Raw genomic sequence first — 25,133 nt, 5'->3', positions numbered from 1 at the left:
TTTCGTAAGCTAACCTTTTACTTTCTCCTGAGCCTTTTTGTGCTCTTTGTTCACCTCGTGTAGTGCACTTTCCAGCACGCCACGGCCGAACAAGCAGATGCCTGCGTTAAAGACACCTAGGGCCAAAGTGCCCGCGCCAACCCATTGCGCAGTTGGCACTTTTTTCTGCTGCAAGCTAGTGGCCCATTGTACTAGGCAGGTGCCAAACCCAATGGTCATCAGCCCAGCCGGGGCGAAGAGCAACGACTTCTTTTTGTGTGTCATAGTGAAAGAAACAAAGAGTGAAATAAGCACAGCGGTAAGCACAGCCGGTGCATAGACCGTACAAACACGCATCCTTTCAATCGTACCTTTGCGTGCCGGGGTTACAGTTGCTCCCACATTTACCAGCCGTTTTGCGCGGCGTTGTCTTTGCCTATGCTTGTTCCTCCCTACCAGCGTCTCTTAGAGGCTGCCTTTACGAAGCCGGCCGATGCTACTCAGTATTTGCATGCCACCACTATCTCAGCCTACCGCACCTTCGAGCAAGCCGACACTGCTGAGCTGCCCTTCCGCTTCGAGCGGGTGCGGCTGGGAGTAGCCTTGGCGTTAATGAAACTTCTGGCTGACCTTGGCGATAGTGAGGAAGCCCGCCGGGTGCTAGATGTATTACACCGGGCACTACGGGCGCGCTCTGTTACTGAAATTGACACCACCATCAATAAAGATGCGAAGGTTTTTGAGCAGCTCTACACGAACCTCTACGTGAACGAAGATGGTGAGCAGCTGCTAGGATTGTTTGAGCGTGCTCTCGACGCCGACACCCAACCCCTCATGGACGCTGTTATCCGGGAAGCCCTAATTCTAGCGCCCAAGCTTGATTTCAGCCACCACGACGAGGACGACGAAGAATAGTATTACCAATTCAATAGAAAAAGAGAGGCCGCTCCACACTAATGGAGCGGCCTCTCTTGTTACTAGAAGACAGGAGTTAGTAGCCTTCGTTCTGCACTAGGTTAGGGTTGGCGTTGATTTCTCGCAATGGAATAGGGAAGATCAGACGAGGCGAGTTGTATGGAAGCACAACAGGAGTAGAGCTTAAGTCAACCGTTGATTCTTGATTGCGCTTTAGGTCACCCAAACGGAAACCTTCCAACGCCAATTCTAACCTACGTTCCTTCAGTATATCTTCTATAGAAAGGGTTGTAAGAGGGTTCAGACCTGCACGGCTGCGAATGATATTGATATCATCTAGAGGACGAGCACCTGTGGTTGTACCCGCACGAAAGTTACTTTCTGCTCGATTCAGATACATTTCTGCTAAGCGAAACAGCTTGATATTGCCGTACAGCACATCATACTTGCCAGAATAAGTTGGGTCTCCTCCAGTCGGGTCGATAAGAAATAAATCAAGTCGCTCGTCGCCAGGCTCAAAAAGATTGATTAACTGCTCATTGATGTTCACGTCGCCACGACGATTAACGGAGTAGAAAGTATTCAGCTCGTTAACTCCACTTTGCGAGGAAACCTGAACAGCAAAGATGTCTTCTGTAGAATTAGCTAATAAGTCGTTAGGAGAGCTAAACTCATCGGCATATTCTGGCACTAGGGTATAACGACCTGAACTAATAACGCGAGTAGCGGCGGCAGCTGACTCAGCAAACCGGCCTTGCTGTAAATACACTCGTGACAACAGTGCGGCTACGGCGTATCGATTGGCGAAAAAGCCATTGTTGTTGGTGGGGTTAGCCGTAATTAGCCGCGCCTCCGCAGTAGTTAGATCGGTGAGCACCTGTTCGTACACTTGCGCTACGGTATTACGGCTCACTTGGCTCTCGGCTGTAATAACTGTAGTAGCGTGAGTACTAGTGGTACGCCAGGGTTAGTAGTAGGATTACCATCGTTCCAAGCGCGAGCATACAAGCGCACTAGATCAAAGTAAAGTAAGGAGCGGATAAATTTTGCTTCTCCCTCTACCCGAGCCTGTTTAGCAGGGGTGTCCAACTTATCCAAGTTGGCCAATACCGTATTTGTACGGTTGATAACATTATAGGCATTTACCCAAATAGCTTCTACAAAGCCATTGTCTCGCAGAATTTGCTTGCGCACTATTTGGTTGGGTGGAATAAAGGTTCCAACAAAGGAAATGTCACCGTTGTCAGCGAGGAGGTCTGACATTAGCTGAATGTAGCCGCCGTATGCCTCTGCGTTTTGGATACCAGCATAACACCCAATAAGGGCAGCCTCTACGTCGGCAGAAGTGGTAAGGGCAGTACTGGCATCAATGGAATCCGTAGGTTCCACATCAAGCTTGCTGTTGCAAGCAGTAAATGTTCCTGTGAGTAGGCAGGCCGTTATTAGGCCAAACAGTATTTTTTTCATGGTAGAATGCTAGCTAGGAAAATGACGGACACCGGCACGTAAAGCCAAGCTTAAAGCCCAATGTTGACACCAATGGTGAAGGTCTTGGGCTGTGGAGCGGTATAGAAGTCAATACCTTGGTTGATGTTGTTTTGGCTCTGGCTAGCTGAGCCTGTTAGGTAGTCAGTACTTACCTCAGGGTCCCATCCTTTATATTTCGTGAAGGTGACTAAGTTTAGTCCTTGCACAAAAACTCGTAGGGATTGGAGATACACCTTTTGAGCAATAGCTGCGGGTAAGTTATAGCCTAATACAATCGTACGCAGGCGTCCGTAGGAACCGTCGCGCACAAAGCGAGATGACAAACCGATGCCATTGCCCCCTAAATACTCTGCACGGGGCACGTTGGTAATATCACCTTGCTTCTGCCAACGCTGCAATTGGTCACGCGTTTGATTATCCGGGCCATTGTTGAAACCAACCGAATAATACTGTGCACCACCGTCAAAAACTTTGTTGCCAAATACTCCTACCAGAGTAGCCGTTAAATCAAACCCTTTAAAGGAGAACGTGTTTGTAAGCCCTCCCGTCCACTTGGGGTTTGGGTCGCCCACAGGTACCAGCGTAGCTTCATTGATATCATTGGTGGTACTGCGGTTGATACTACCGTCCGAATTCGTTGAGTTCAGATAATATAAAGCATCACCGTTTGCAGGGTCCACTCCAGCGTACTCCGGGCCAACAAATACTCCGAGAGGCTGTCCTTCTTGAGCACGGCTCAAGAAGCTCCCTAAAATAGGTGGTCCGTCGAGGTCAGTAACGCGGTTGACGTTGCGCGATGCATTGAAGTTAGTAGTCCACGTGAAAGCGCCTACTAGGTTACGGGTAGTCAGTGTGAACTCGACACCGCGGTTGCGCATACTGCCTACGTTGCGGAACAAGGAAGTAAAGCCACTAGTAGCCGCTACGGGCGCAAATAATGCTAGGTCCGTTGTGCGCTTCTCGTACACATCTACCTCACCCGAGATGCGGTCTTGCAAAAAGCCAAACTCGATACCAGCATCAGCTTGCGTAGTAGACTCCCAAGTCAGGTCCGGGCTAGCTAGCGACTGGGGCCGTTGACCCGGGATACCAACGTAGCCAGAAGTACCAGCAAATAATGCCCGTGAAGCAAAGTTGGGGAAACCTTGGTTGCCCGTGCGACCAATGCTTATGCGGGGTTTCAGCAGGCTTAGAACTTTGTTGTCACTCAAAAACGACTCTTCAGTAGCTAGCCATCCTAACGAAGCGGCCGGGAAGAATCCGTACCGGTTGTTGGTTCCGAAGCGTGAAGAACCATCATAACGAGCACTTAAGCCCAGCAGATACTTGCCAGCTAGGGCATAGTTAGCACGCCCAAAGTAAGATACGAGCGTATTGTTTGTGCGGCTTGAACTGCCGCCTGTGATTAAGCTAGAGTTAGCTAAGGTTTTATAAGCATCCGAAGCAAACTGGGTGCCCGTTACGTTGTTACTAGTAAGCTGCGCTGACTCGTACGAAGTACCAAGAGTAAACTCTAGGTTATGTAAATCATTAAACGTGTTGCGGTAAGTAGCAAAGTTGTTGACTACTACCCGTGCATTGGTAGCACGCGCACTGAAACCATAACCGTTCGTAGGACCGGTGTTGCGAGACGTAACTCTACCTAAGAACTGATCTTCACTCTGATTTTGCACATCAATTCCTAGTTCGGAGCGGAATGACAGGCTCTTAAGGATATCCAGTTGAGCGTACACATTGCTTAGTGTCCGGTAGATAATAGTCGTATATGACCCATTATCTACGCCCAACAGGGGATTATAATAGAATGGGAAAGTAGAGTTAGGGTTACCCGTAGCTGGGTCTAGCGCCCCACTCAGCAGGTTAGTGCGGGGGTCAATGAGCGGGGTTATAGGAGCCAATGCCACAGTTTGCATAGGGCTGCTAAAGGCGTTGTCGTTAGGCAAGCGTTGGTTACGCGAACGAGAAAGTGCCGCGTTTATACCAATTTTCAGCTTATCAGTGGCTTGATGGTCAACATTGAATCGAGTGGATATCCGCTCATATTTGTTGCTAACAATGATACCTTTCTGGTTACTATACTGGCCGGAAATAAAGAATCTAGTTTTATCATTTCCTCCGCTAGCGCCCAAATCGTACTGGCTAAACGATGCATCCTGGAATACTTCATCTTGCCAGTCAGTGTCGTAGGTAAGTGGGTCAGCTCCTGCTGCGTATGTACGCAAGCGAGTGGCATTAGCAGTGGCAGAACGACCACTGTTTACCAGAGCTTCCGTTAGGAGCGTGACATATTCTTCCCCATTCAAAAACTCGCGCTTATTAGTGGGCCTGCTAGTGCCCGCCTGAAAGCCTAAGGTAAAACGAGTAGCTCCAGCCTTGCCCCGCTTCGTAGTAACCAGTACTACTCCATTGCTAGCGCGCGACCCATAAATAGCAGAAGCTGCAGCATCTTTCAATACGCTGATGCTCTCGATATCATTGGGGTTAATATCCGCAATCGGGTTCGTTGCGGCTGAGGTTGAAGAAAGATTATCAGCCAGCACCGGGATGCCATCTACCACATAAAGCGGCTGGGTGTCACCGCTAATGGAAGCAACTCCGCGCACCCGCACCCGAATACCTTGACCCAGTTTGCCGCTACTGTTCTCAATAAATACACCAGCAGCTCGGCCCTGAATAGACTGCTCGAAGCTTTGCACTGGCTGGTTACCAACTTCCTTGGCACCTAGTTGCACTACTGAGCCTGTTAGGTCCTGCTTCGATTGCGTACCGTATCCTACCACTACTGCTTCGCCAAGAGTGGTAGCACTCGTTTTCAGCGTTACAGGGATAGTAGTACGGTCACCTACTACCACATTCTGAGTTTCAAAACCAATAGAGCTGATTACAAGAGTGGCGCCTGGTTGTACAGATAGGGAGAATCTGCCATCAGAATCAGTGCTGGCTCCGTTGGTGGTGCCGCGCTCTAGTACAGTAACACCTGGTAAGCCACTACCGCCACCATCGGTTACCTGGCCACTTATTGCGCGCGTTTGTGCTACGGCCGCCGATGATAAGGCAATGCCGCATGCAGAAAGAATGAGTACATGTTTTTTCATGCCATCAGGTTTAAAACCCATTAAGTTGAACAATGCCTTCCCTCCTCTATTTTACTACCAACAGTTGGTATATCCGCAAATAATCAGCGTTACCCCATGCAAATTAGGGTCAAAAATCACAAAACGTGTAAATATTTTTAATACACCCCTTCTCCAGCATAGGTAGCTGTAATTGTATTGTTTACTTAAAATCATATGTATGAGCATGAAATACGAATTCGCACTGTTCAAATTAGTAATCGAATTTTCCTGTTTTACTCCATAGAATCATCCAAATTAGTTTTGGCCCTGCCCCCTCCCTACCTTTACCCTGCTTGCCACACCCACGGCTTCTGAGCCCCTGTCACGCTCTTTTTCTTACGAATGCCTGATATTCATTACCTGACGACTGCCGAGCAGGTACAGCAAGTTGCCGAGGCCTTGCGTACTGCTGCCCGCATAGCTATTGATTTGGAGTTCGATGATATGCGTCACCGTTATGGCCGCAACCTCGCCCTGATTCAACTGTATGATGGCAACACGGTCTACCTGCTCGATCCTCTTCCCCTCACGAACCCAGCTCACGACTTAGAGCCCCTTTGGATTATTCTGCGCGACCCAAGTGTGGCGAAGGTATTTCACAGCTGCAAGTCAGATATTCTGCTTCTAGATGAGCTCTACGGAGTACACGTACGCAACATTGTTGACACGAGCGTACAATATACGCTGCTAGCGGAGGCTGATAATAACATTTCCCTGGGTCGCCTCATCCAAGCCGAGCTAGGGCTGGAAGTAGACAAAGGAGAGCAAAAATCCAACTGGCTAAAGCGTCCTCTTACGGAAGCGCAGAAGCAGTATGCCGCCAATGATGTCCTGTATCTGTTTGAGTTGGCTGACCGCCTTCAGGCAAAACTAGATGCGCTAGGCCGCACGGCGTGGTCAGAGCAGGAAAACAAAGCCCTGGAAGATGTGCGATACACCCGCGACGACCGGCCCCATTTGCGCCTAGCAGGCAAATACCGCATCATGCCCCAGGAGATGCCTATGTTCCGGGACCTGTTTCTGCTCCGCGACGAGGTAGCCCGCCACATTGACCGCCCGACCTACATGGTTGTCAGCAACGACCGGCTAGCCGAACTTACCCGCCAACCGCTTACTAGTACCGGCGAATTGCGTAACGCTCCTGGTTTGCACCCCGAGCTGAAGCGCAGCCCGTTTGCGGAGCGTCTCCTTAGTTTAGCTCATGATGAGCTGGCGCCCGAGCAGCCCCTGTCGCAAGAGCAGCGCCGCTTTCCCTTCCGCCGTCGCCTCAGCGGTGCCAAAGCAGCCCAAGCCGATGCCCGCGAAGCGCTCCTGATGACTTTAAAAACCCATTTGGCGCAAGACCACAATACGTTTCTGGCTAACCTAGTTCTTAGCAACCGACTGATTGCCGACATCATTGAGCAGGGCGCCGACCAAACGTTGCGTCCTTGGCAGCACCAGCTCTTGCAAGAGGCCGCTTCTCGCCATGATCTGGATTTCGGTCAGATTGCGGCGCCTTTTCAACTCATCGACTAACCTATCTTTTATACAGTACCATCCAGCCCGGCTGCTCTCTGAGCAGCTGGGCTGCTTTTTGACGGCTAAGGCTCGATGTTCTATTATAACGCACGAACGCTAGCGTCCACTGATATCGGCACTAAGAAGCAGCACAGTGAACGGATTATAACTACTTCGGCTGGTTTTGTTCTATGAGCGAATATTCTCTGAATATCACTGGGATGTAGGTGGGCGTAGATTTGCAGAATGCTGATTTTAATACTTGCTTGCCAGCTAGTTTGTCTTGCGCAGGCAGGTAGGAACCCCACAGGCTGGTAGTTGGCAGCTAGTTTCGGACTCGATTACCCGCTGGGCTCCCCTGCTTTCTACTACCCCACCTATGTTGAGTCACGGCCAAGTTGTACGGTTGATTTTTGGGTTGAAACTGCGGGAACTGCGGCAAGAGCGTGGCTATACGCCCACGGAACTGGCTCGCGCCTGCGACGTATCGGTATCTTATCTCAACGAGATAGAAAAAGGGAAAAAGTATCCGAAGGCCGATAAGATTCTAAGTCTGAGCAAGGTGCTAGACGTTAGCTACGACCAGCTTACTTCCCTCACGCTCAGCCGCCGCTTAGAGCCTATTTCTGAGTTGCTACAATCAGATTTGCTGAAGGAGTTTCCACTGGAGATGTTTGGGCTGGACCCATTGCGCATTGTAGAGCTGATTGCTAACGCTCCAGCGAAGATGAATGCCTTCATCAGCACGCTTTTCGAGATAGGGCGCAACTACGAAATGCGTCAGGAGCACTTTTTCCTGGCGGCCCTGCGCTCTTTTCAGGAAATGCACGACAACTACTTTGAGGAGCAGGAGCAAGATGTGCGCACCTTCACCGTCGAGCACAAGCTGAACGCTACGGCTCCCTTCGACCGGAGCCAGCTAGAGCGGGTCCTAATAGAAAAGTACGGCTATACCATTGACCGAACTGCGCTGGGTGAGTACACGAACCTGGGGCGGTTACGCTCGGTGTTTCAGCCCAAGGCCAACCGCTTGCTTTTGCGGCCCGGCTTAACGGGTGCGCAGGAGGGCTTTGTACTGGGCCGGGAGGTAGCCTTCAACTACCTCAACTTGCGCGAACGGCCCTATGTGAATGCCAACTTCCCAGTGCGTTCCTTCGAGGAAGTGCTCAACAATTTCCGGGCATCTTATTTTGCCGGAGCCCTGCTGATGGAGGAGGAAACCTTGGTGCGGGATTTACAGCGCTTCTTTGCCGCCAAGAAATGGGAGCCTACCCTACTGCTCGACTTGCTAACGAAGTATGACGTGTCGCCGGAGATGTTTATGCAGCGCATTACCAACCTGCTACCGCGCCATTTTGGGCTACAAAGCTTGTTTTTCCTGCGCTTCGACCAGGCCAACGCGGCGGCGGGCTACAAGCTTACAAAGGAGCTACACCTTTCGCGTCTGCACAACCCGCACGGCAATGAGCTGCACGAGCACTACTGCCGACGCTGGATTTCATTACGCCTGCTTTCGGAACTGCGCCTACAGCCCATCGGAACTTCGCCCAATTTTACGCTGGGTGCCCAACGCTCTCACTACCCTAACAACGACGAGTACCTGTGCATTACAGTAGCCCGGGCCGGTTCGGCGACGGAGCCCGCTGTGAGCGTAACCGTGGGGCTGCTCTGCGACGATAACTTGCGCCAAAAGATCCGCTTCCTCGACGACCCCGCCATTCTGCACCGGGAAGTAAACGAAACGTGCGAGCGGTGCACCATTCCTAACTGTGAAGTACGGGCCGCGGCCCCCGTTGAAATTGAACGGCGCCAGCACCAACAAGCACTGGAAGAGGCTGTGACAGCCTTAGTGAACGGAGCCTAGCTACTCCTTGGCACATGCAGTAGCTGTGTACAACTAAAAATCTGTACTCTTTCGTTGGTGCTGTGCTAGGCGGCCTAGACACATAGCACAGCACTTCCATTGCCATACACCCTACTCCATTTTTCATGCGGCGTTTCCTACCTGCCTTTTTGCTAACTCTTGGTTTACTACTTCTACTGGGGCTAGGAGCAGCATGGTACGTGTTGTGGAAACCTAATGTGCGCGTTTCTCCCTTTGGGCCCGCTTACATCTACATCCGCACGGGCACAGGGTACGCTGCTGTGCAGGACTCCTTGCTAAAATATGATCTGCTAGAAGAGCCTAGAACCTTTGCATGGCTGGCCGCCCGGCGCGATTATCCGACGCATGTGCAGCCCGGGCGCTACTTGGTTTCGCCAGGCCTCAGCAACCAAGAATTGCTCGATAAGCTGCTGCGTGGCGAACAGGACACGGTAGTGTTTGAACTCAACGCTTTTAAGTACAAGCCTCAGTTGGCGCGCCAAATCTCGCGGCAACTAGAGGCCGATTCTGGCAGTTTGCGCCACTTGTTGCAGGATAATGCCTTTTTGGAGCGTCGCTATCAATTGGATACCACAACCATCCTCACGCTGTTCCTGCCAGGGCCCTACCGATTGCTCTGGAACACGTCGGCTGAGCAGTTCCTAGATTCGGCGGCGGCTACGCACCAACGCTTCTGGACCGCCCAGCGCCGTCAGCGGGCCGATTCGCTGCAACTCACGCCTACCCAAGTACACGTTTTGGCTAGTATTGTGCAGCGCGAGACTAGCATGAAAGAAGACAAGCCCATTATTGCGGGTGTGTACCTCAACCGCCTGCGCCGAGGCATGCGCCTGCAAGCTGATCCTACCTTACTCTGGGCCATTGGCAATTTTGGCGTGAAGCGGGTGCTCAACAAAGACAAGCTCGTGGAGTCGCCTTACAATACGTATAAGCACAAAGGGCTGCCACCGGGCCCCATCACCTCCGCGAACCGTCAGAGCTTGGACGCTGTACTGAAGCCAGCGGCGCACCGCTACATATTTTTCTGTGCCCGCCCCGACCGCAGTGGGTATTCCGACTTCGCCGAAACATTTGCCGAGCATAAGCAGAACGCGCGCCGTTATCAGCACATGCTCGACAGCGTAGGCATCAAGCGGTAAGCTAGTACGGGCTTCGTAGTACGTAGTATTCTACGGTTATGGCAGGACAAATAACCGCAGTTGGAGGCTATCTTGGCGAGCAATCTGCTGACGTTTGATCGTTTCAAGATAGCCCAGACCGGTGTATTCGGAATGCTCTAAGAATAGCAATGGGGCTGTTAGCAAGGGTTCGGGCCACGCAGCAACGGGCCGCTGCTGTTGTAGCGAATCGAAACGGGCGATACCAGTTACGCGCCAGTAGCCATCGAGCAGCACGTAGCGAAAGCCTCGACGCCGCAAAGTAGCAAGTTGCTTCTCATCGGTAATAGCGAGTACAGTATCTGTTGCGGGCAAAAATGGGGCTAAACCTAGGCTTACAGTACTGGCAACTCGGGCGCCCCCATGGGCCTGCAACCAGGCCGCTACTTGAGGGTAGCGCGTAGGAGCGTAGTCGAAGATTTCTTGTTGCAATCGGTAAGTATTCCAGGCAATGGCCACGGCTACTACTGAGCCGAATGCCCAGGTGGGCAACCGCCGTAGTCCCAGAAAGGCCAAGGTGTAGAACAACGGATAGGCCCATAACAGCCCGCGGGGCGCTTTCAGCAGTAGCGACATACCCAGTACCAGGCAGGTAGCCCACACGGCTAAATACCCTTGGATAGGCAGCAGCGTACGCCATTTGGGCAGCCATCTTCGTAGCCCCAGCAATCCAAGCAGCAAGCCTGGCCACAATGCTGGGGATTCGAAATCCCGGAGGTAGCGTGGATAATACAGCCCATCTAGGCGGAAAGTGGTAGCGCGGCCAGCAGCATTAGCCACATCAGGAAAAGCTACCTTATAATACACCGCGGGCCAAAGATACCAGGGCAAGCCAGCCAGCACCCCCACAATTCCTAGCACAATATAAGGTGCCAAGAGCAGCAAGGCTATTCGGCCCAACGTGCCCGGATTCCACAGCAAACCATCGCCGTGCCATAGTTCTAGCACTGCTAGAATAGGTATTGTCAGGATGAATTTATAGTTCAGGCACAAGCCCGCTACCAGCCAACCCGTAGTGCGGAGCAATGCCTGCCGGGATGGGTGCTGAAGGCGACGGTAATGCGCCTGGACTAAGCCGGCGAAGCACAGTAAGCTGCCGCTACTCATGGTAAAGTCGCGGCCCGAGAAGGTCAGGAACACGGAAGTGCCCGTGAACACTGTGAGCAAGACCAACTGCCAACCTACTAGTCGAGCTTCCTGCGCCACGAAACGCATAAGCACCCCTAGAGCCGCTACTCCTAATAGGGCGTTCAGGTGCTGAAATACCTGAAAATTGGTGGTAATCCAGGCAACCGGTGCGTATAGGAAGGAGAAGCCAGGGCTGCCATGATGAAACAAATGGCGCAAGTTGCCGTGGGCTATTTCCTGCACAATCTGCCAATTACGTACGGAGTCGTAGTCGGGTAGAGCTACGTATTGTAGTCCGTAGAGGCGCACTGCTGCCACAACCGCCAGTCCTAACAGTAGCCAGACAAGGTTGGGGGTAGAGGTAGGAATGTCGTTCTTCGTGGCTGCCATGTGCGTTTCTCGCGTGCGGCGAAGGTCGGCATTCGCTCGTAAACCACTCTCTCCAATTCTTTTCACTTTCTAACTCTTGCAGTTCATGCGCACCGTAATTCAGCGGGTTCGGCAGGCGAGCGTCACGGTAGAAGGCCGCGTTACGGGCCACATCGGACCGGGCCTACTGGTGCTAGCGGGCTTTGCCCCAGACGATGATGGTTATAGCCTCGATTGGATGGCCCGTAAGCTAGTTCAGCTTCGCATCTTCTCCGACGAGGAAGGCAAAATGAACCGTTCGGTGCAGGATGTGGGCGGGCAGGTACTCGTTGTCAGTCAGTTCACGTTGCTAGCTGATGCCCGCAAGGGCAACCGTCCTAGCTACGTAGGGGCTGCCCCGCCCCCCGTTGCTATTCCACTTTACGAGCAGTTTGTACAACTGCTGCAAACGTTGCTCGGTCAGCCAGTGCCTACGGGAGAGTTCGGCGCCGATATGCAAGTAGAACTACTCAACGACGGACCGGTTACCATTGTGCTCGACTCGCCGGGGAAGACCTAGCCCAACTGGTAGCAAAACAATTGCTAGGTACCCTGCCAAGTGTACTATTCAGCAGCACAACTAGGTCCATCGCCTTTTCCCATTTCTCAACCATGACAATTGAAGAAGCCCAGCAGACCGTAGATCAGTGGATTCAGACTACTGGCGTACGTTATTTCAATGAACTCACGAATATGGCCATGCTCACCGAGGAGGTAGGAGAAGTGGCCCGCATTATTGCCCGACAGTATGGCGAACAGTCTTTTAAGCAGTCAGATAAAGACAAGGTGTTGGCCGATGAGCTAGCGGATGTGTTGTTCGTGGTAATCTGCTTAGCGAATCAAACTGGGGTAGACCTAACGCAGGCCCTCCAGCGCAACTTGGCTAAGAAAACCCAGCGCGACGCAGACCGCCACCACAACAACCCCAAGCTGCACTAACACTCGCAGTATGGGCTACTGAGCCACGATAATTTTGCCGTTCCGAAACACGGGCACTAAGTCATATACGTCTTGGCGCACGCAGAATTCCATGTCCTTGTGCGCTTCCAAATGGTTAAGTCGGCGCACGTGCGCCGACTTGAGCAGGTAGCCAGCAACGTTGGATGAGGCGGCCTGCCACAAGTCCAGGGCCGCAAGGGTTGCATCGGAACTGGTCGTGTCGAAACCAGGGGCCAAGCGAGCAGCCAAGGCCCCACCAAAGAGGGTATCCTCCAAGCAAAACATGCCCTTCCACCCGGCGCATACTACCACCACGTCGCGCTGCTGCTGGCGCAAGAACTCAGCTACGGCCCCTAGGTTAAGGAAAGCGCCCACTACTACGTGTTCCGCTGCCGCCGACAGGTGCAGAGCACGAGTACCGTTGGTAGTAGTAATTGCCACGGCCCGCCCCCGCACGGGCACTACCCCATCTAGGTAGCCGAAGGGTGAGTTGCCAAGATCCACGCCATCGGCCTGCACGCCGTCGCGCTCTGCAGCAGTAAGGTAGCCCTCGGCGGCCATAGCCCGGCAGGGGTCCAGTTCACTGTGCGGCACTAGGTAGGTAACACCCTGCGCCAGCGCCGTTACCATAGACGACGTAGCTCGCAGAATATCTACTACCACTGCCACGCGGCCCTGGAGGTTGTATAGTGGAAGCAGTTCGGGGGAAAAACAAATATCAACGGAAGGCATGCAAACGGGGCTATTTCAGTTCAAGCAAAACGTGGTGCTGCCCTTGCAGAAGCAGCCGGCGGGCGAGTAGCAGTGCTACCCAACGGCGCGAGCAAGTGCTTCCACAAGGGCAGACTGTTTCTTTTAGGAGGATCTATTTACTACTTATGCTTCCTCCGTTCCGGGTACGAAAGGTAACTTCACGATGGTAGCAGGCAAGTTTTTACCCCGCACCTGCACGAAAATTTTGCTACCAGGCGTGCTTAGCGCAGTTTCTACATAGCCCAACCCAATACCCTTGCTTAGGCTCGGCGACTGAGTGCCGCTGGTTACTTCCCCGATAACCTCACCCGCTTCGTTTACCAAGGGGTAGTGACTGCGGGGGATGCCTGCGCCGTCCATGAGGAAGCCCACAAGCTTGCGCTCCACCCCAGTTTCTTTCTGTTGCTTAAGGTTGGCCGCGTTGGTAAACTCCTTTGTGAATTTAGTAATCCACCCCAAACCAGCTTCCAAGGGTGATGTCTCGTCGGTAATGTCGTTGCCATAGAGGCAGTAGCCCATTTCCAGGCGTAGCGTGTCGCGGGCACCTAGGCCAATGGGTTTTAACCCGAACGGCCGGCCGGCTTCCATTACTTTAGCCCATACTTGTTGGGCATATTCGTTGGGCACGTACAACTCAAACCCACCGGCACCAGTGTAGCCCGTGGCCGAGATGATAACATTGGGAGCACCAGCAAAGGTACCTTGCACGAAGGAGTAGTACGGAATGCTGCTTAAGTCAGCATCGGTGAGGCCTTGCAGGGCTTGCACTGCTTTGGGCCCTTGCACGGCAAACAGGCTGATGGTGTCAGACACGTTTTCCAGCTCTGCCCCTTCGGTGTTGTGCTGCTGAATCCAGTTCCAGTCTTTCTCAATGTTAGACGCGTTTACTACCAGCAGGTAGTCTTCCTCGGCCAGCTTGTATACCAGCAGGTCGTCTACGATGCCGCCATCAGTGTTGGGCAGGCAAGAATACTGGGCCTTACCGGGCTGAAGCTTGCTGGCGTCGTTGCTGGTCACGCGCTGAATCAGGTCGAGTGCCTGGGGGCCGCGGGCCCGGAACTCGCCCATGTGCGACACGTCGAAGATGCCTACTGCCCGCCGCACCGTGTGGTGCTCATCGAGGTCGGAGGAATAGCGCACGGGCATATTATAGCCAGCAAATGGCACCATTTTAGCGCCGAGTTGCTGGTGCACATCATTCAGCGGGACGGTTTTGAGGTCTTCAGCCATCAGAAGAAAGGAGGGTGGTAGTAAGAAAGAAGAAGTCCAGCTACTGTTGCGCTTGGCGTGGCCGCGTGTGCAGAAGCTTTTTAGTCTGGTGCCATACTTGGCCGGGCGAAATTAGCCAATTACTAGCGTGCCGCAACCTACTAGCATCCTGTTATCTTTGTTAGTCCCTAGTACGTAAGAAGCCAGTATCTGCTTTTGGCAAAAGGCATTTGCCAACCTGGGATTCACGCGCTGCTGATAACGCTGGGTGTTGCTCTACCCTTGCTCCCCCCCTCATGAATGACGAACTGAAACAGGAGTTTGACTCAGCCTTAGTTAAGCACCTGCACTTTAAATCCAAGCTTCGCTCCTTCCTCTACGGTAGCGGTACTAGCGAAGAGCCCATCCGGGACCCACGCGCCTGCTCTTTCGGCCGCTGGATTTTGGAGCGTGCCTTGCCCGACTACCGTCATTTGCCCGAAACTCAGCAACTAGACCGCGTGCACTTACAGATTCATCAGGCTGCCAACCGTCTGATGGATCTTCACAAACGGGGCCAAGCCGACGCTGCTATCGACGGCCTGGCTGAAGTTAACCAGCTGGCCGACCAAGTGACCCGCTTGCTGCGGACCATGGAAGCGAAGCTTCGGGCTGACTTGTAGCTGGTCGCCGCTTACCCAACTAAGTAGCTTTGCTCGCCCTGCATGAAGCTTAAACTTTCTACCAAACTCTTTGCTGGCTTCGTTGCCATTTCCATTCTATTCGCGGCGGTAGTGCTCATCAACTACCAGCTTTCGCGCAAAGTGCTGCGCAACTCTCAGCGGGTAGAACGCTCTCAGCGCATTACTGGGGAGGCTACCACCTTGCTACGCAATATCATTGACATGGAGACCGGTTTTCGGGGTTACCTACTCATTGGAAATGAAATTCTGCTGGAGAACTATTACGAGGGCGAGCGAAACCTACTCGGCCGCTTTGCTCAGTTGCGCAACGAACTGACGGTAGGCTCGGAACAGTACGAGCGCATTTTGCGCGCTCAACGCTTATTTCAGCAGTGGACTGCCTACTCGCACTTGCTCATCAGCGAGAAGCGGGAGGCCCGGCGGCGCGACCCCAACCAAATAGCGCTGGAGGGACTGGAGCACCGTGGCCTTACCACCGACCTTACAGGCAAGCTGCTCATGGATCAGATTCGGGTGGTGTTTAATGCCTTTGAGCGCGACGAGACCACCTCCCGGCTTGGACAACGAGGCAAGCTCCAAGCTAGCATCCGCGAAACCCGCATTTTGTCTATCAGCATTACCCTGGCTACTATTTTCCTGGGCTTGCTGTACGCATCCTACCTCGTGCGGCAGATTTCTCAGCGCATTGGAGGAATGGTAACCCTCTCGCGCCGAATTGCCGATGGCGACTACACCACCGTGCACGACCCGGAGCAGGACGAGATGACCGAGCTAACCGACTCACTGAATGTGATGTCGAATACTATTAACAGCAACATCACGCAGCTGGAGGGCCGCAACCAAGAGCTCGATCAGTTTGCCTACGTTGTATCGCACGATTTGAAAGCCCCATTACGAGGTATTGAAACAGCGTCGCGTTGGATTGAGGAAGACATGGGCCAGGAGTTGCCTGAACACATCCGCGAGTTTTTGCTGTTGATGCGCACCCGCGTCCATCGTATGGAAAACCTGATTAGCGGCATCTTAGAGCTAGCGCGGGTAGGGCGCACATCCCAGGCCGATGAGCGCGTGAATGTGCGAGAGTTGCTACAAGAAATCATTGATTCGCTGGCCCCACCCGGGGGATTCCGCATGGAGCTTCCCAGCTACTTACCTACTCTTACCACCAACCGGGTACAGTTGCACCAAGTGTTCAGCAACCTTATCAGCAACGCGCTCAAGTATCACGACCATCCCGCCACTGGCACCATTCTTATTGGGTGCCGTGAAGAACGCACGCACTATACCTTCTCTGTGCGTGACAATGGCCCGGGCATCGCCCCAGAGTATCACGAGCGAATCTTTGTCATTTTTCAAACTCTTACGGAACGCGACACGCTGGAAAGCACCGGCGTGGGCCTCGCCATTGTGAAGAAAATTGTGGAACGCCAGGGCGGTACTATCCACGTGGAGTCGGCCGAAGGCCAGGGCGCCAACTTTCTGTTTACCTGGCCTAAAGAGCGCCAGCGGCGGCAGGAAGCGCGTGGCATTGAGGCAAAAGCGGCGGGTAATGCAGCCACTACCGCCTCAACTCACGTATAGCCCCTAGGCCTCTCGCCGTACTGTTTGTTTTTTCGCTCCTTATGACCACCACCGATTCTCAAGCCACCATTCTGCTAGTTGAAGACGACCAGATGGACGTGATGAACGTGCAACGCGAGTTGCGCAAGCATAATGTGAATGTACCTCTGCATGTGGCTCGCAATGGCCGAGAGGCACTGAACATGCTTCGGGGTGAGAATGGTCAGGCGAAAATACCCATGCCGAACGTCATCATGCTCGACATTAACATGCCCCGCATGAATGGCTTGGAACTGCTCGAAATTCTCCGGGCCGACCCTGAGTTTGTAGACCTGAATGTATTTATTACCACTACTTCCGACCTCGAATCTGACCGTCTGAAGGCGCAGGACTTGGCAGTTAGCGGATACATCATCAAACCCCTAAGCTTTGACAGCTTTGGGGAAGGCGGCACTACCGTTGATGGGTTTAGCTTATTCTTGGACCTGTTGCGCTTAAAGGATTAGCACACAAGGTAGTTCACCTCTATCGTGTAGCCCGGCAGCATCTCATCCACTACAAAAAGGGAGGCGCTACCGGGCTTTTTCCGTTCAATATACTACCCTTAGAGCAGCCGAAAGCCCATCCTATGGTGCTCCGTGGAGCCATGGTCACGGATGCCGGCTCGGTGCGCAGCAGTAGGGTAGCCCGCATTTTGCTCCCATCCATAATGCGGGTAAAGTTGGGCTAACTCCCGCATTCGGTCGTCGCGGAAGGTTTTGGCCAAACGGAAGCGGCAGCAATGTTCCGGTAGATGCCGTCGCCCCCGATAATGCAAGTGTGTGGTAGCGTTGGGTGAGGCCGAAACCGGTTGCCATCGACTGCCAAGTGGGTTGGTATCACATTTAGGGCGGCTACTGCCCGGTGCATAGCTAAGTAACTAGCCTGAGCAATGTTGATGCTCGCAATTTCCTCCGGCGACGCTTCTGCTACGGCCCAGGCAATAGCTTCCCGGCATATCTCTACGCGCAGCAGTTCCCGCCGACGAGCCGTCATCTGTTTAGAATCATTGAGAAAAGGCGGAGCAAAATCGGGAGGCAGCACCACGGCCGCCGCAAACACGGGCCCGGCAAGGCAGCCCCGGCCGGCTTCGTCAAGACCAGCTTCGAGTGGCTGGCCAGTATGAGAGGCAAGTAACATAGGAGCAAAAGTACCATTCCCACGCGTGGCGTTACACAACGAGGATTACCCTTTGCCTTGGTAATTCATTTTGCTATGGCAATCTTCTATTGCACTCGTTAGTATTCTACTGCACGCAAAACGGCCTCCCCGGTAGCCGTAGCGCCTGGAGAGGCCGTTTCTGGAAGGTAATCTAAACTACATTTCTAGTGGCGACCAGCTGTAGAGCCGGTTTCGGTAGTACCCGGTTCACCACGACGGGTGCCTTGCTTGTCGCGGGGTCCTTCATCAAAGGCCTCGTCTTCATCGTTGGTAGTATACACGTTGGTGGTAGGACCTAGGCCACCCGTTTGCTGTGCTAGTTCGGATTCGGCTTGAGCGTGCTTGAGATTGAACAGCGGGTCGCCGGGCTGAGGCTGGGCGTTTTGGTTTTTGGGCTGCTGAGCCATAGAAAACACGGCACCGACCGGAATGTGAACGGCCGATTACTTTATGGTACGCAGGCCATAGCTGAGAGGTTGAGAAGGGTGCCTTACAGGATTTTGGGCGGTATTACTTACTATCTCGGGGTAAAAAAGAAAAGCCGCTACCAAAGGTAGCGGCCATTTCGGCGTGTTACTGCCGGCAAAATCATTCATCCACCCTACTCCTTTTGCCGTCAGCAACACAACGCGGAAAAGCCTTCCTTTCCATAAACTCTTCTCGCGTTGATTACTTATTAAGACAAATGTACAGCAGCCCTCCCCCACCCCGCTGGGATATTGGACCAATTGCAGCCCTGACCCGACCAATGAAAGCTTCTAACCGGTAAGTGATTAATTGGGGCCACTAAACCCCAAAATGCCTTATACCTTTGCGGCTCTTTCAAGACAACTCATTCCGGCTTATGTCCTCTACCTCAGCCCCTGAATACGATCCGCATTACAACCCCTGGCAGACGCTAGGTACGGCTGTCAAATACGAGAACCCTTGGATCCGCGTGCGGGAAGACCAGATTATCAATCCGGCCGGCAACCCCGGTGTGTACGGGGTAGTATCCATGAAAAACAAAGCTTTAGGCATCATTCCGGTAGATGAGGAAGGCAATACCTGGTTGGTAGGCCAGTACCGCTACGCGCTGAAGGAGTACTGCTGGGAAATTCCTATGGGCGGCGGGCCAGTAGAGCTCGATATTCTGGAGTCGGCGCAGCGGGAACTGAAGGAGGAAACAGGCTTATTAGCCAAGCGGTGGACGAACATCGCCCGAGTGCATACGTCCAACTCCGTAACTGACGAGGAAGGTTTTGTCTTTCTCGCGCAAGATCTGGAACAAGGTGACACGGAGCCAGAGGAAACAGAAGACCTCCGCATCTGGAAATTACCGCTTTCACAAGCCGTTGAAATGGTAATGGATAACCGCATTACGGACGCCGTTAGCGTGGCAGGCCTGCTGAAAGCAGCACGGCTGCTACATAAGTAAGTGTCAGCACGCTACTGGACTAGTCTGGTACCGAAGCAGCCCGCCACGCCGAGAATGTCCGCATTTTCCGCATAGGGGCTTAAATTTGCGGATATGCGTCGTATGCTGCAGTACATTGGACACCGGCTGTACACCACTTGGGCTACCTTTTGGTTTGTGATGCCGTTTCTGGTTACCTACCCGCTGCAGTTGGCTCTTAGTAAGCGGCCGCAGTGGCATCGGTATCTGCACGCTCTCAACCGCGTGTGGAGCCTGCTATTCATTCGAATGTGGGGTATGCCGGTGGAAATAGTCCGTAAGAAGCCTATGCCAGCAGGGCAACCTTGCGTGTACGTAGCCAATCACAGCTCATATATTGATATTCCGCTGCTGTTCAAAACCATTCCTGGCTGGCTCAACATTATGGGCAAGCAGTCTTTGGCAAAAGTGCCTTGTGGGGGCCCATCTTTGGGCGGGTGTACATTACAGTTGACCGAGATAGTGCCGTGAGCCGAGGCCGGGCTATGGTGCAGGCTCGTCGTACCCTGGAAGCTGGCCGTTCCGTTGTTATCTTTCCGGAAGGCTCCATCTCTAAAACGCCCGGCGTGCAAATGGGCGAGTTTAAGGATGGAGCCTTTCAACTGGCTATTGCTACCGGTGTACCTATTGTACCCGTTACTATGCCATTGAACCACCGCTTCATGCCCGACGTTGCCGGACTGCGGGTGCGGTACTCGCGCCTGGCCATTACGCTGCACGAGCCAATCCCAACGGCTGGCCTCACTGCCGTCGATGCCCCAGCGCTAAAGCAACGAACTCACGACATCATTGCCAGTGCCTTCCGGCCTGAGGCAGCCGGCATTCCGGCCCCCAGCTCTTGGCGCCGCCCTACCGCTAGCTCTACTCCGACCTCGCCGGCCCCAGACCCAGCGGAGAAGGCAAAAGCACCTAATTCTTAACTCTAATTTTTACCTCCTCCCTACTTTGAGCACCGACCTCGCCACTCTCCGCCAACTGGCCCACTTGTCCCGCTTAGAATTTGACGCCACCAAAGAGCAGGAAATGCTGGGCGACCTCAACAAGATTCTGGACTGGGTTGACCAGCTCCGTCAGCTCGACACAGCTACTATTGAGCCCTTGGTGCACCTGTCCCACGAAATCAACGTGCTACGGCCCGATGAGGCGCACAACACAGTAAGCCACCAAGAAGGCTTAAGCAACGCACCGCGTAAAGACTCTGATTACTTCCGCGTACCCAAAGTACTCGAATAAGGCTAGTGTCGGCTCCCTTTTCTCTTCCGCCTGCGTCCCAACAGAAATCTGTGTGGCGCGGGCCTTTTCTGCTACTGGCCCTGCTTACGGCATTAGCCGTAGGGCTAGCAGGCTGGCACTACTTCACGGGTGATGATGAAGTACTACCCATCCGCCCCGTAGCCCAGCTAACGCCCGTCCCTATTACGGTAGGCACCGTAGCAGTGGGGTTGGAAAAACTCCCTGTGCAGGCAAATGGCTATGTTATCACGCAAACCTACGATGTAGCCGGTCCTTACGTGCAGCCTACGGCAGCCCTTATACTGGTGGGCCTGCTAGGTGTGGCCTTAGCTATTGGCTTGCGGTAGTAAGTACGCTGGAAAGGCCAGCTTTTGTAGCAGGCATTGGGTTGGTGATTTTCTTGCTGATGTCCCTCAACGCTGACTTGTTGGGCATTTTTGCGGAGCGGGAGCAGTACTTCCTTATAATGAGCCTGCTGTTACTGATTGGGCCGGCCTTTGCTTTCCATGCCTTCTGGCCTCAGATAGGCTTCGGACAGAGGCTTTTGACTTTCGCGGTTCTGGTGGCAGCTCTTGGTACGCTGCTCTTCGCACGCAGCCATTATCCAGCCGACGTAACTGCCCTACACCTCACGGCCTTTTTTACCATGAGCGGGGCGGTAGCAGTACTGCTGCTGATTTTGTGGGTAGCGTACGAAAACATACACGGGTTGCTGTGGCTGAACACCCAGGCTGATGCTCCTAGTGGCCGCTTTGGGCTGCTACCCTTTCTCCTAACTAGCCTCCTGTACCTAGGCACTTGCTTCTTGTACTATTGGAACAATGGCGAACTGCTAATCCTGCCTGGCTGGCACCTCGACCCTCTCGTGCTTCTAGTACCCGCAGTAGCTATTGGCTGGCTGGGCTTGCGACGGCGAGCCACTACGTATGCGGAGTGGGTACCCTACTGGCCTGGTATGTCCTATCTGTACTTTACTCTGGTTTTGCTAACAGCTACGGTACTAGGCTACGCCTTCGCCACGGCCAATGACCCGTTGCTGACGGCAGCGCGCGATGTAATTGCACTAGCTTTTCTGACGATTGGGTCCTCTTTCTTATTGTATGTACTCGTGAATTTTGGGCCACTGCTACAGCAAAAGCTACCCGTTTACCGAGTTATCTACGAACCACGCCGCTTTCCCTTCTTTGCCATGTACTTGCTTGGGTTAGCAGCCCTAGGCGCGGTAGAATTGCGCAACAACTTTTTTATAGTAGATCAAGCCCGAGCTGCGTACTTCAACAACCTGGGTGACCTCACTCGGCTACAAAGCGAGCTAGCCCCTGAGCAGGAAGGTCTAGCGTTGCTGGCAGAGCGCTACTACGCCGAAAGTGATGCCATAGACTTTCATAACCACAAAGCTAGCTTGGGCCGGGCGGCCTTATACCGTTTTCGGCTTCAGCGGCAGAATGAAATCAATATTCTGCGGCGCGCTTTAGGTCGGCGCCCTTCCGAGAAAATCTCCTTGCGCTTGGCTGCGCTTTACAACCAGCCTGCTGATTTCTTTGACCGCTTAGCTGCCTTACGCGAAGGCTGAAGGCCACTCCACAAAGCGCCGCTCTCAATAGTGATTTGGCACAACTGTACTCACGTACGTCACTCACCGATTCTGTGGCCTTCTACCAGAAGCGGGCAGAAGCCTACGCCACAACTGCGGTAACAAAGCACGTGTTGCAAGTAAACCAGCTTGCCGCCCAAATTACTATCGCCCCGCAGGATCAAGACCGCTCGCTAGTTGATAAGCTACTTGACGAAGAGGATGACGCTGTTCAAAGCAATGTACTTTTACGGTGGCACCAACTACCGCATAACTCGTCGAATGGTGGCCCCAAGTGGCCACAGCCTGACACAACGCAAGCTCTTACAGAACCGCAATTCGCACGTTTCTATCACGCCGCCCTCCTACGTCCCCAGTTAACCAAGGCTACGGTAGATACTAGCTTTGCACCTGTGCTTACAGCCTTGGGCCAGCACCCTGGCAATGCTCCTTACCTCGATCAGCTGACTTTCTTGCGCGCTTACACCCAGCACTACGGTGGGCGTCCGGTAGCAGCGCAGGCTACACTTACGCCTCTCGCCACGGGTTCTAGCATTGGAACTGCCTACTACCAGCACTTGCAGGGCCTGTGGCTGTTAGAACAGCACTTACCAGCTCTGGCAGCCGGGCGCTTAGAGCAGGCCCGGCAGAATGGCAACACGGCGGCTGCATTGCCCGCGGCCTACGCGCTAGCCCTCACCAACCAGCCCGACTCGGCACGGCATATTGCCCGTCAGCTTATAGCCAGCGCTGGCTCTTCTGCATCATCGGGTGCAGCAACCCTTCTTGCCATACTCGACCCCGACTTCCGAAACCAGTATACGCAGGCTCCTGATTCGTTGCGGGTCCAATACCTTGTAGTACGGGGTGATGAATTACCGGCCGCTGATATTCTTACGGCCGCTCAAATCAGCACTACCCCCACAGGACGAAATGCTGCCCTATTAGCCCAGTTGCCACGTGCCATTCGGGCGGACCAGCTATCAGCAGTAGCTCAGGTACTCCAGAAGTACGCTCCGGCTGTAACTACTCCGCAAGCTTCACCTTGGAATGTACTTCGTGGGGAGTTGTATGCGCGTCAGCGTAACTGGACTGCGTTACGTGACCTGACGCGTACAGGCACGTTCACCGGCCTTGACAGAGGGTGGTTGGTGTACTTCCAAGCTGCAGTTGCGGAAGCCGAAAGAAAACCAGAAGCAGCGGCTCGCCTGTATGCGCAAGTAGTGCGAGAAGCTCCTTACGTGGATGCTGGGGTAGCTGCTGCTGCAAATTTTCATACCACCCAGCGTGATTTCAATGCGGCCTACAACACGTTGCTCCGAGGCATCGAATATGACCCAGAATCAACGATTTTGCTGAAAGAATACATCTTGGCAGCCATCGCCATAGGACTGAACGAATATACAATTGTACCCTTGGAGCACCTTGGTGCTTTGCTTTCACCTGAAGAATACGCTACCTTTCGTTCGGAGGTGGCTAAACGGCGCGATGCGCGGGCTGCTTCCGGAGCCCCCTGGAACTAATCCCTTGGACTGGTTATGCCGAATCCTGTCATCGAAACTTCTGATATTTCCAAGGTCTACCGCATGGGAACGGAGGAAATTCACGCCCTCCAATCTGTAACGATTACTATTCAAAGAGGCGAGTACGTCGCCTTTATGGGACCCTCTGGTTCTGGCAAATCCACTCTTATGAATATTGTGGGTTGCTTGGATACTCCAAGTAGTGGCAGCTACATTCTCAACGGCAAGAATGTCAGCAACATGACCGACAATCAACTGGCCGACGTGCGAAACCGAGAAATTGGCTTTGTATTTCAGTCGTTCAATTTGCTACCCCGAGCCACTGCGCTAGATAACGTAGCACTACCCCTAATCTATGCAGGCTACGGCAAATCAGAACGCCAGGAGAAGGCACGCGAGGCATTGCGAAGTGTAGGATTGGCAGAACGGGCCCTGCACAAGCCAAATGAGCTTAGTGGTGGCCAAAGACAACGCGTAGCTATTGCTCGGGCTTTAGTAAACGACCCCAGCATTATTCTGGCCGACGAGCCTACCGGTGCTCTGGATTCAAAGACCAGTCACGAAATCATGGATTTGTTCGAGGCACTATACGTGAAGGGCAATACCATCATCATGGTAACGCACGAGGAAGACATAGCCCGCTACGCTCACCGGGTAGTGCGCCTCCGAGACGGCCTTATTGAGTCTGACCTGATCAACCAGGACGTCGCTTCGCATCAGGATTTAATTGGGAAGTAGTTTGGTGCTACTACCTTAGGTAATTGCTTTAGTGGCCGGCCGCAACATTTGCGCCGGCCACTTGTCTTTGGTACTCTTCCTTCTTACATCCGTAGCCCTTGAAAATTTACACCAAAACCGGCGACAAAGGTCTTACCTCCCTTATTGGAGGTACGCGTGTACCCAAATCTAGCTTGCGTATTGATTGCTATGGTACCGTAGACGAGCTTAACTCCTACCTAGGCTTGGTGAGCGACCAAGAAGTAAACCTAGCGCGTCGGCCCCTGCTGAAAGAAATTCAGGACCGCTTATTTACTATCGGAGCTTCTCTAGCTTCCGATCCGGATAAGTCGAAAATGAAAATTCCGGACTTACACGCGGCGGACATTACCTTATTGGAGGAAGAAATGGACCGTATGAACGAAGTTCTCCCTGAGTTGCGTGTATTCATCTTGCCTGGGGGCCATCCAGCCGTTTCGTATACTCACGTAGCTCGATGCGTTTGTCGCCGAGCCGAGCGCCTCGTTATTGGGTTACAGGAAGAGTCGTTTGTGGCCGAGTTAGTTGTGATGTATCTCAACCGCCTCTCCGATTTCCTTTTCGTGCTCAGCCGCCAAATGGCGCACGATTTAGGAGTCGAAGAAATAGCATGGAAGCCTCGAATGGAATAGCAGTTACCTTCCTAACAACTGTTCGTTAGAAATTCTGCATCTTTATCCCACCGAACTCGTC

26 protein-coding genes and 1 pseudogene are annotated in these 25,133 nt (G+C 53.2%); 18 read left to right on the top strand and 9 right to left on the bottom strand.

Annotation, left to right across the window (positions count from 1 at the left end; all coding sequences use genetic code 11):
- Positions 1-9: 9 nt before the first annotated feature.
- Positions 10-264 carry a hypothetical protein gene (locus tag VI25_RS02200; protein ID WP_045687828.1) on the bottom strand — a complete coding sequence of 85 codons (255 nt, stop codon included), beginning with the start codon at positions 262-264 and terminating at the stop codon, positions 10-12.
- Positions 265-417: 153 nt separating this feature from the next.
- On the opposite strand from VI25_RS02200, the gene VI25_RS02195 reads away from it, so the two are divergent.
- A complete protein-coding gene (locus VI25_RS02195) occupies positions 418-894 on the top strand; it encodes a hypothetical protein (RefSeq protein ID WP_052695081.1) in 477 nt (158 codons plus the stop codon).
- A 76-nt stretch (positions 895-970) separates the two neighbouring features.
- Here the strand turns inward: VI25_RS02195 and VI25_RS27560 are convergent, their stop codons facing one another.
- The 3 genes from VI25_RS27560 to VI25_RS02185 are packed head-to-tail and all read right to left on the bottom strand — an operon-like array spanning position 971 to position 5,477.
- Positions 971-1,807: a RagB/SusD family nutrient uptake outer membrane protein gene (locus tag VI25_RS27560; RefSeq protein WP_262489906.1), complete on the bottom strand. Its 837-nt coding sequence runs from the start codon at positions 1,805-1,807 to the stop codon at positions 971-973.
- Positions 1,804-2,361 carry a RagB/SusD family nutrient uptake outer membrane protein gene (locus VI25_RS26325; RefSeq protein WP_262489905.1) on the bottom strand — a complete coding sequence of 186 codons (558 nt, stop codon included), beginning with the start codon at positions 2,359-2,361 and terminating at the stop codon, positions 1,804-1,806. The genes VI25_RS27560 and VI25_RS26325 overlap by 4 nt, the downstream gene beginning before the upstream one ends.
- Before the next feature lie 50 nt (positions 2,362-2,411).
- Positions 2,412-5,477 carry a SusC/RagA family TonB-linked outer membrane protein gene (locus tag VI25_RS02185; RefSeq protein ID WP_045687882.1) on the bottom strand — a complete coding sequence of 1,022 codons (3,066 nt, stop codon included), beginning with the start codon at positions 5,475-5,477 and terminating at the stop codon, positions 2,412-2,414.
- Between the two features lie 363 nt (positions 5,478-5,840).
- On the opposite strand from VI25_RS02185, the gene VI25_RS02180 reads away from it, so the two are divergent.
- The 3 genes from VI25_RS02180 to mltG all read left to right on the top strand — a co-directional run bounded on the left by VI25_RS02180 (position 5,841) and on the right by mltG (position 10,022).
- Positions 5,841-7,016, top strand: a complete 1,176-nt coding sequence (locus VI25_RS02180; RefSeq protein WP_045687829.1) for a ribonuclease D — start codon at positions 5,841-5,843, stop codon at positions 7,014-7,016.
- Between the two features lie 361 nt (positions 7,017-7,377).
- The gene (locus VI25_RS02175; protein ID WP_055562226.1) at positions 7,378-8,862 is read left to right on the top strand and encodes a helix-turn-helix domain-containing protein; all 1,485 of its coding nucleotides are present in this window, start codon (positions 7,378-7,380) and stop codon (positions 8,860-8,862) included.
- 125 nt (positions 8,863-8,987) lie between these two features.
- Complete coding sequence (mltG, locus tag VI25_RS02170) at positions 8,988-10,022, top strand: endolytic transglycosylase MltG (RefSeq protein WP_045687831.1); 1,035 nt, start codon at positions 8,988-8,990, stop codon at positions 10,020-10,022.
- 36 nt (positions 10,023-10,058) lie between these two features.
- On the opposite strand, the gene VI25_RS02165 is transcribed toward mltG, so the two are convergent.
- Complete coding sequence (locus VI25_RS02165) at positions 10,059-11,558, bottom strand: hypothetical protein (RefSeq protein WP_045687832.1); 1,500 nt, start codon at positions 11,556-11,558, stop codon at positions 10,059-10,061.
- An 85-nt stretch (positions 11,559-11,643) separates the two neighbouring features.
- Between VI25_RS02165 and dtd the strand changes: the two genes are divergently transcribed.
- A complete protein-coding gene (gene dtd / locus VI25_RS02160; RefSeq protein ID WP_045687883.1) occupies positions 11,644-12,096 on the top strand; it encodes a D-aminoacyl-tRNA deacylase in 453 nt (150 codons plus the stop codon).
- A 92-nt stretch (positions 12,097-12,188) separates the two neighbouring features.
- Entirely contained in the window at positions 12,189-12,515 is a 327-nt protein-coding gene (locus VI25_RS02155) for a nucleotide pyrophosphohydrolase (RefSeq protein WP_045687833.1), read from the top strand.
- Positions 12,516-12,530: 15 nt separating this feature from the next.
- Here the strand turns inward: VI25_RS02155 and VI25_RS02150 are convergent, their stop codons facing one another.
- Positions 12,531-13,247 (bottom strand): 2-phosphosulfolactate phosphatase, encoded by a 717-nt coding sequence (locus VI25_RS02150; RefSeq protein WP_055562225.1) that lies wholly within the window; start codon positions 13,245-13,247, stop codon positions 12,531-12,533.
- Between the two features lie 144 nt (positions 13,248-13,391).
- Positions 13,392-14,498 carry a glycine cleavage system aminomethyltransferase GcvT gene (gene gcvT, locus VI25_RS02145; protein ID WP_045687834.1) on the bottom strand — a complete coding sequence of 369 codons (1,107 nt, stop codon included), beginning with the start codon at positions 14,496-14,498 and terminating at the stop codon, positions 13,392-13,394.
- 275 nt (positions 14,499-14,773) lie between these two features.
- Here gcvT and VI25_RS02140 point away from each other — a divergent pair, with 275 nt between their 5' ends.
- From VI25_RS02140 to VI25_RS02130, 3 genes are read left to right on the top strand one after another with little or no spacing between them, the layout of a single operon-like run.
- A complete protein-coding gene (locus VI25_RS02140; protein ID WP_045687835.1) occupies positions 14,774-15,139 on the top strand; it encodes a CZB domain-containing protein in 366 nt (121 codons plus the stop codon).
- A 42-nt stretch (positions 15,140-15,181) separates the two neighbouring features.
- Positions 15,182-16,741, top strand: a complete 1,560-nt coding sequence (locus VI25_RS02135; protein ID WP_072144739.1) for a sensor histidine kinase — start codon at positions 15,182-15,184, stop codon at positions 16,739-16,741.
- A 41-nt stretch (positions 16,742-16,782) separates the two neighbouring features.
- Positions 16,783-17,226: a response regulator gene (locus VI25_RS02130; protein WP_045687836.1), complete on the top strand. Its 444-nt coding sequence runs from the start codon at positions 16,783-16,785 to the stop codon at positions 17,224-17,226.
- A gap of 98 nt (positions 17,227-17,324) precedes the next feature.
- Here VI25_RS02130 and VI25_RS02125 read toward each other — a convergent pair.
- Positions 17,325-17,899 (bottom strand): annotated as a pseudogene (locus tag VI25_RS02125) (ribonuclease HII).
- Positions 17,900-18,084: 185 nt separating this feature from the next.
- Positions 18,085-18,327, bottom strand: a complete 243-nt coding sequence (locus VI25_RS02120) for a hypothetical protein (RefSeq protein ID WP_045687838.1) — start codon at positions 18,325-18,327, stop codon at positions 18,085-18,087.
- A 437-nt stretch (positions 18,328-18,764) separates the two neighbouring features.
- Here VI25_RS02120 and VI25_RS02115 point away from each other — a divergent pair, with 437 nt between their 5' ends.
- From VI25_RS02115 to VI25_RS02075, 9 genes are all read left to right on the top strand, one after another.
- Positions 18,765-19,337, top strand: coding sequence for an NUDIX domain-containing protein (locus tag VI25_RS02115; RefSeq protein WP_045687839.1), 573 nt, complete (start codon positions 18,765-18,767; stop codon positions 19,335-19,337).
- A 93-nt stretch (positions 19,338-19,430) separates the two neighbouring features.
- On the top strand, positions 19,431-19,826 hold the full coding sequence (locus tag VI25_RS27555) for a lysophospholipid acyltransferase family protein (RefSeq protein WP_082455362.1): 396 nt from the start codon (positions 19,431-19,433) through the stop codon (positions 19,824-19,826).
- A complete protein-coding gene (locus tag VI25_RS02105) occupies positions 19,793-20,275 on the top strand; it encodes a lysophospholipid acyltransferase family protein (RefSeq protein ID WP_045687841.1) in 483 nt (160 codons plus the stop codon). The genes VI25_RS27555 and VI25_RS02105 overlap by 34 nt, the downstream gene beginning before the upstream one ends.
- 25 nt (positions 20,276-20,300) lie before the next feature.
- Positions 20,301-20,588, top strand: a complete 288-nt coding sequence (gene gatC / locus VI25_RS02100) for an Asp-tRNA(Asn)/Glu-tRNA(Gln) amidotransferase subunit GatC (protein ID WP_045687842.1) — start codon at positions 20,301-20,303, stop codon at positions 20,586-20,588.
- Between the two features lie 50 nt (positions 20,589-20,638).
- Positions 20,639-20,935, top strand: coding sequence for a hypothetical protein (locus VI25_RS02095; RefSeq protein WP_045687843.1), 297 nt, complete (start codon positions 20,639-20,641; stop codon positions 20,933-20,935).
- Between the two features lie 59 nt (positions 20,936-20,994).
- Positions 20,995-22,161: a hypothetical protein gene (locus VI25_RS02090; RefSeq protein ID WP_055562222.1), complete on the top strand. Its 1,167-nt coding sequence runs from the start codon at positions 20,995-20,997 to the stop codon at positions 22,159-22,161.
- Positions 22,162-22,196: 35 nt separating this feature from the next.
- Positions 22,197-23,684, top strand: coding sequence for a hypothetical protein (locus tag VI25_RS02085; RefSeq protein WP_152981455.1), 1,488 nt, complete (start codon positions 22,197-22,199; stop codon positions 23,682-23,684).
- Between the two features lie 15 nt (positions 23,685-23,699).
- Positions 23,700-24,422, top strand: coding sequence for an ABC transporter ATP-binding protein (locus VI25_RS02080; protein ID WP_055562221.1), 723 nt, complete (start codon positions 23,700-23,702; stop codon positions 24,420-24,422).
- Between the two features lie 98 nt (positions 24,423-24,520).
- Positions 24,521-25,072 carry a cob(I)yrinic acid a,c-diamide adenosyltransferase gene (locus VI25_RS02075; protein WP_045687847.1) on the top strand — a complete coding sequence of 184 codons (552 nt, stop codon included), beginning with the start codon at positions 24,521-24,523 and terminating at the stop codon, positions 25,070-25,072.
- Positions 25,073-25,133 lie beyond the last annotated feature (61 nt).

It is taken from the genome of Hymenobacter sp. AT01-02 (assembly GCF_000961955.2).
Classification (GTDB): domain Bacteria; phylum Bacteroidota; class Bacteroidia; order Cytophagales; family Hymenobacteraceae; genus Hymenobacter; species Hymenobacter mucosus.
This window is presented reverse-complemented; position numbering and strand designations above follow the sequence as displayed.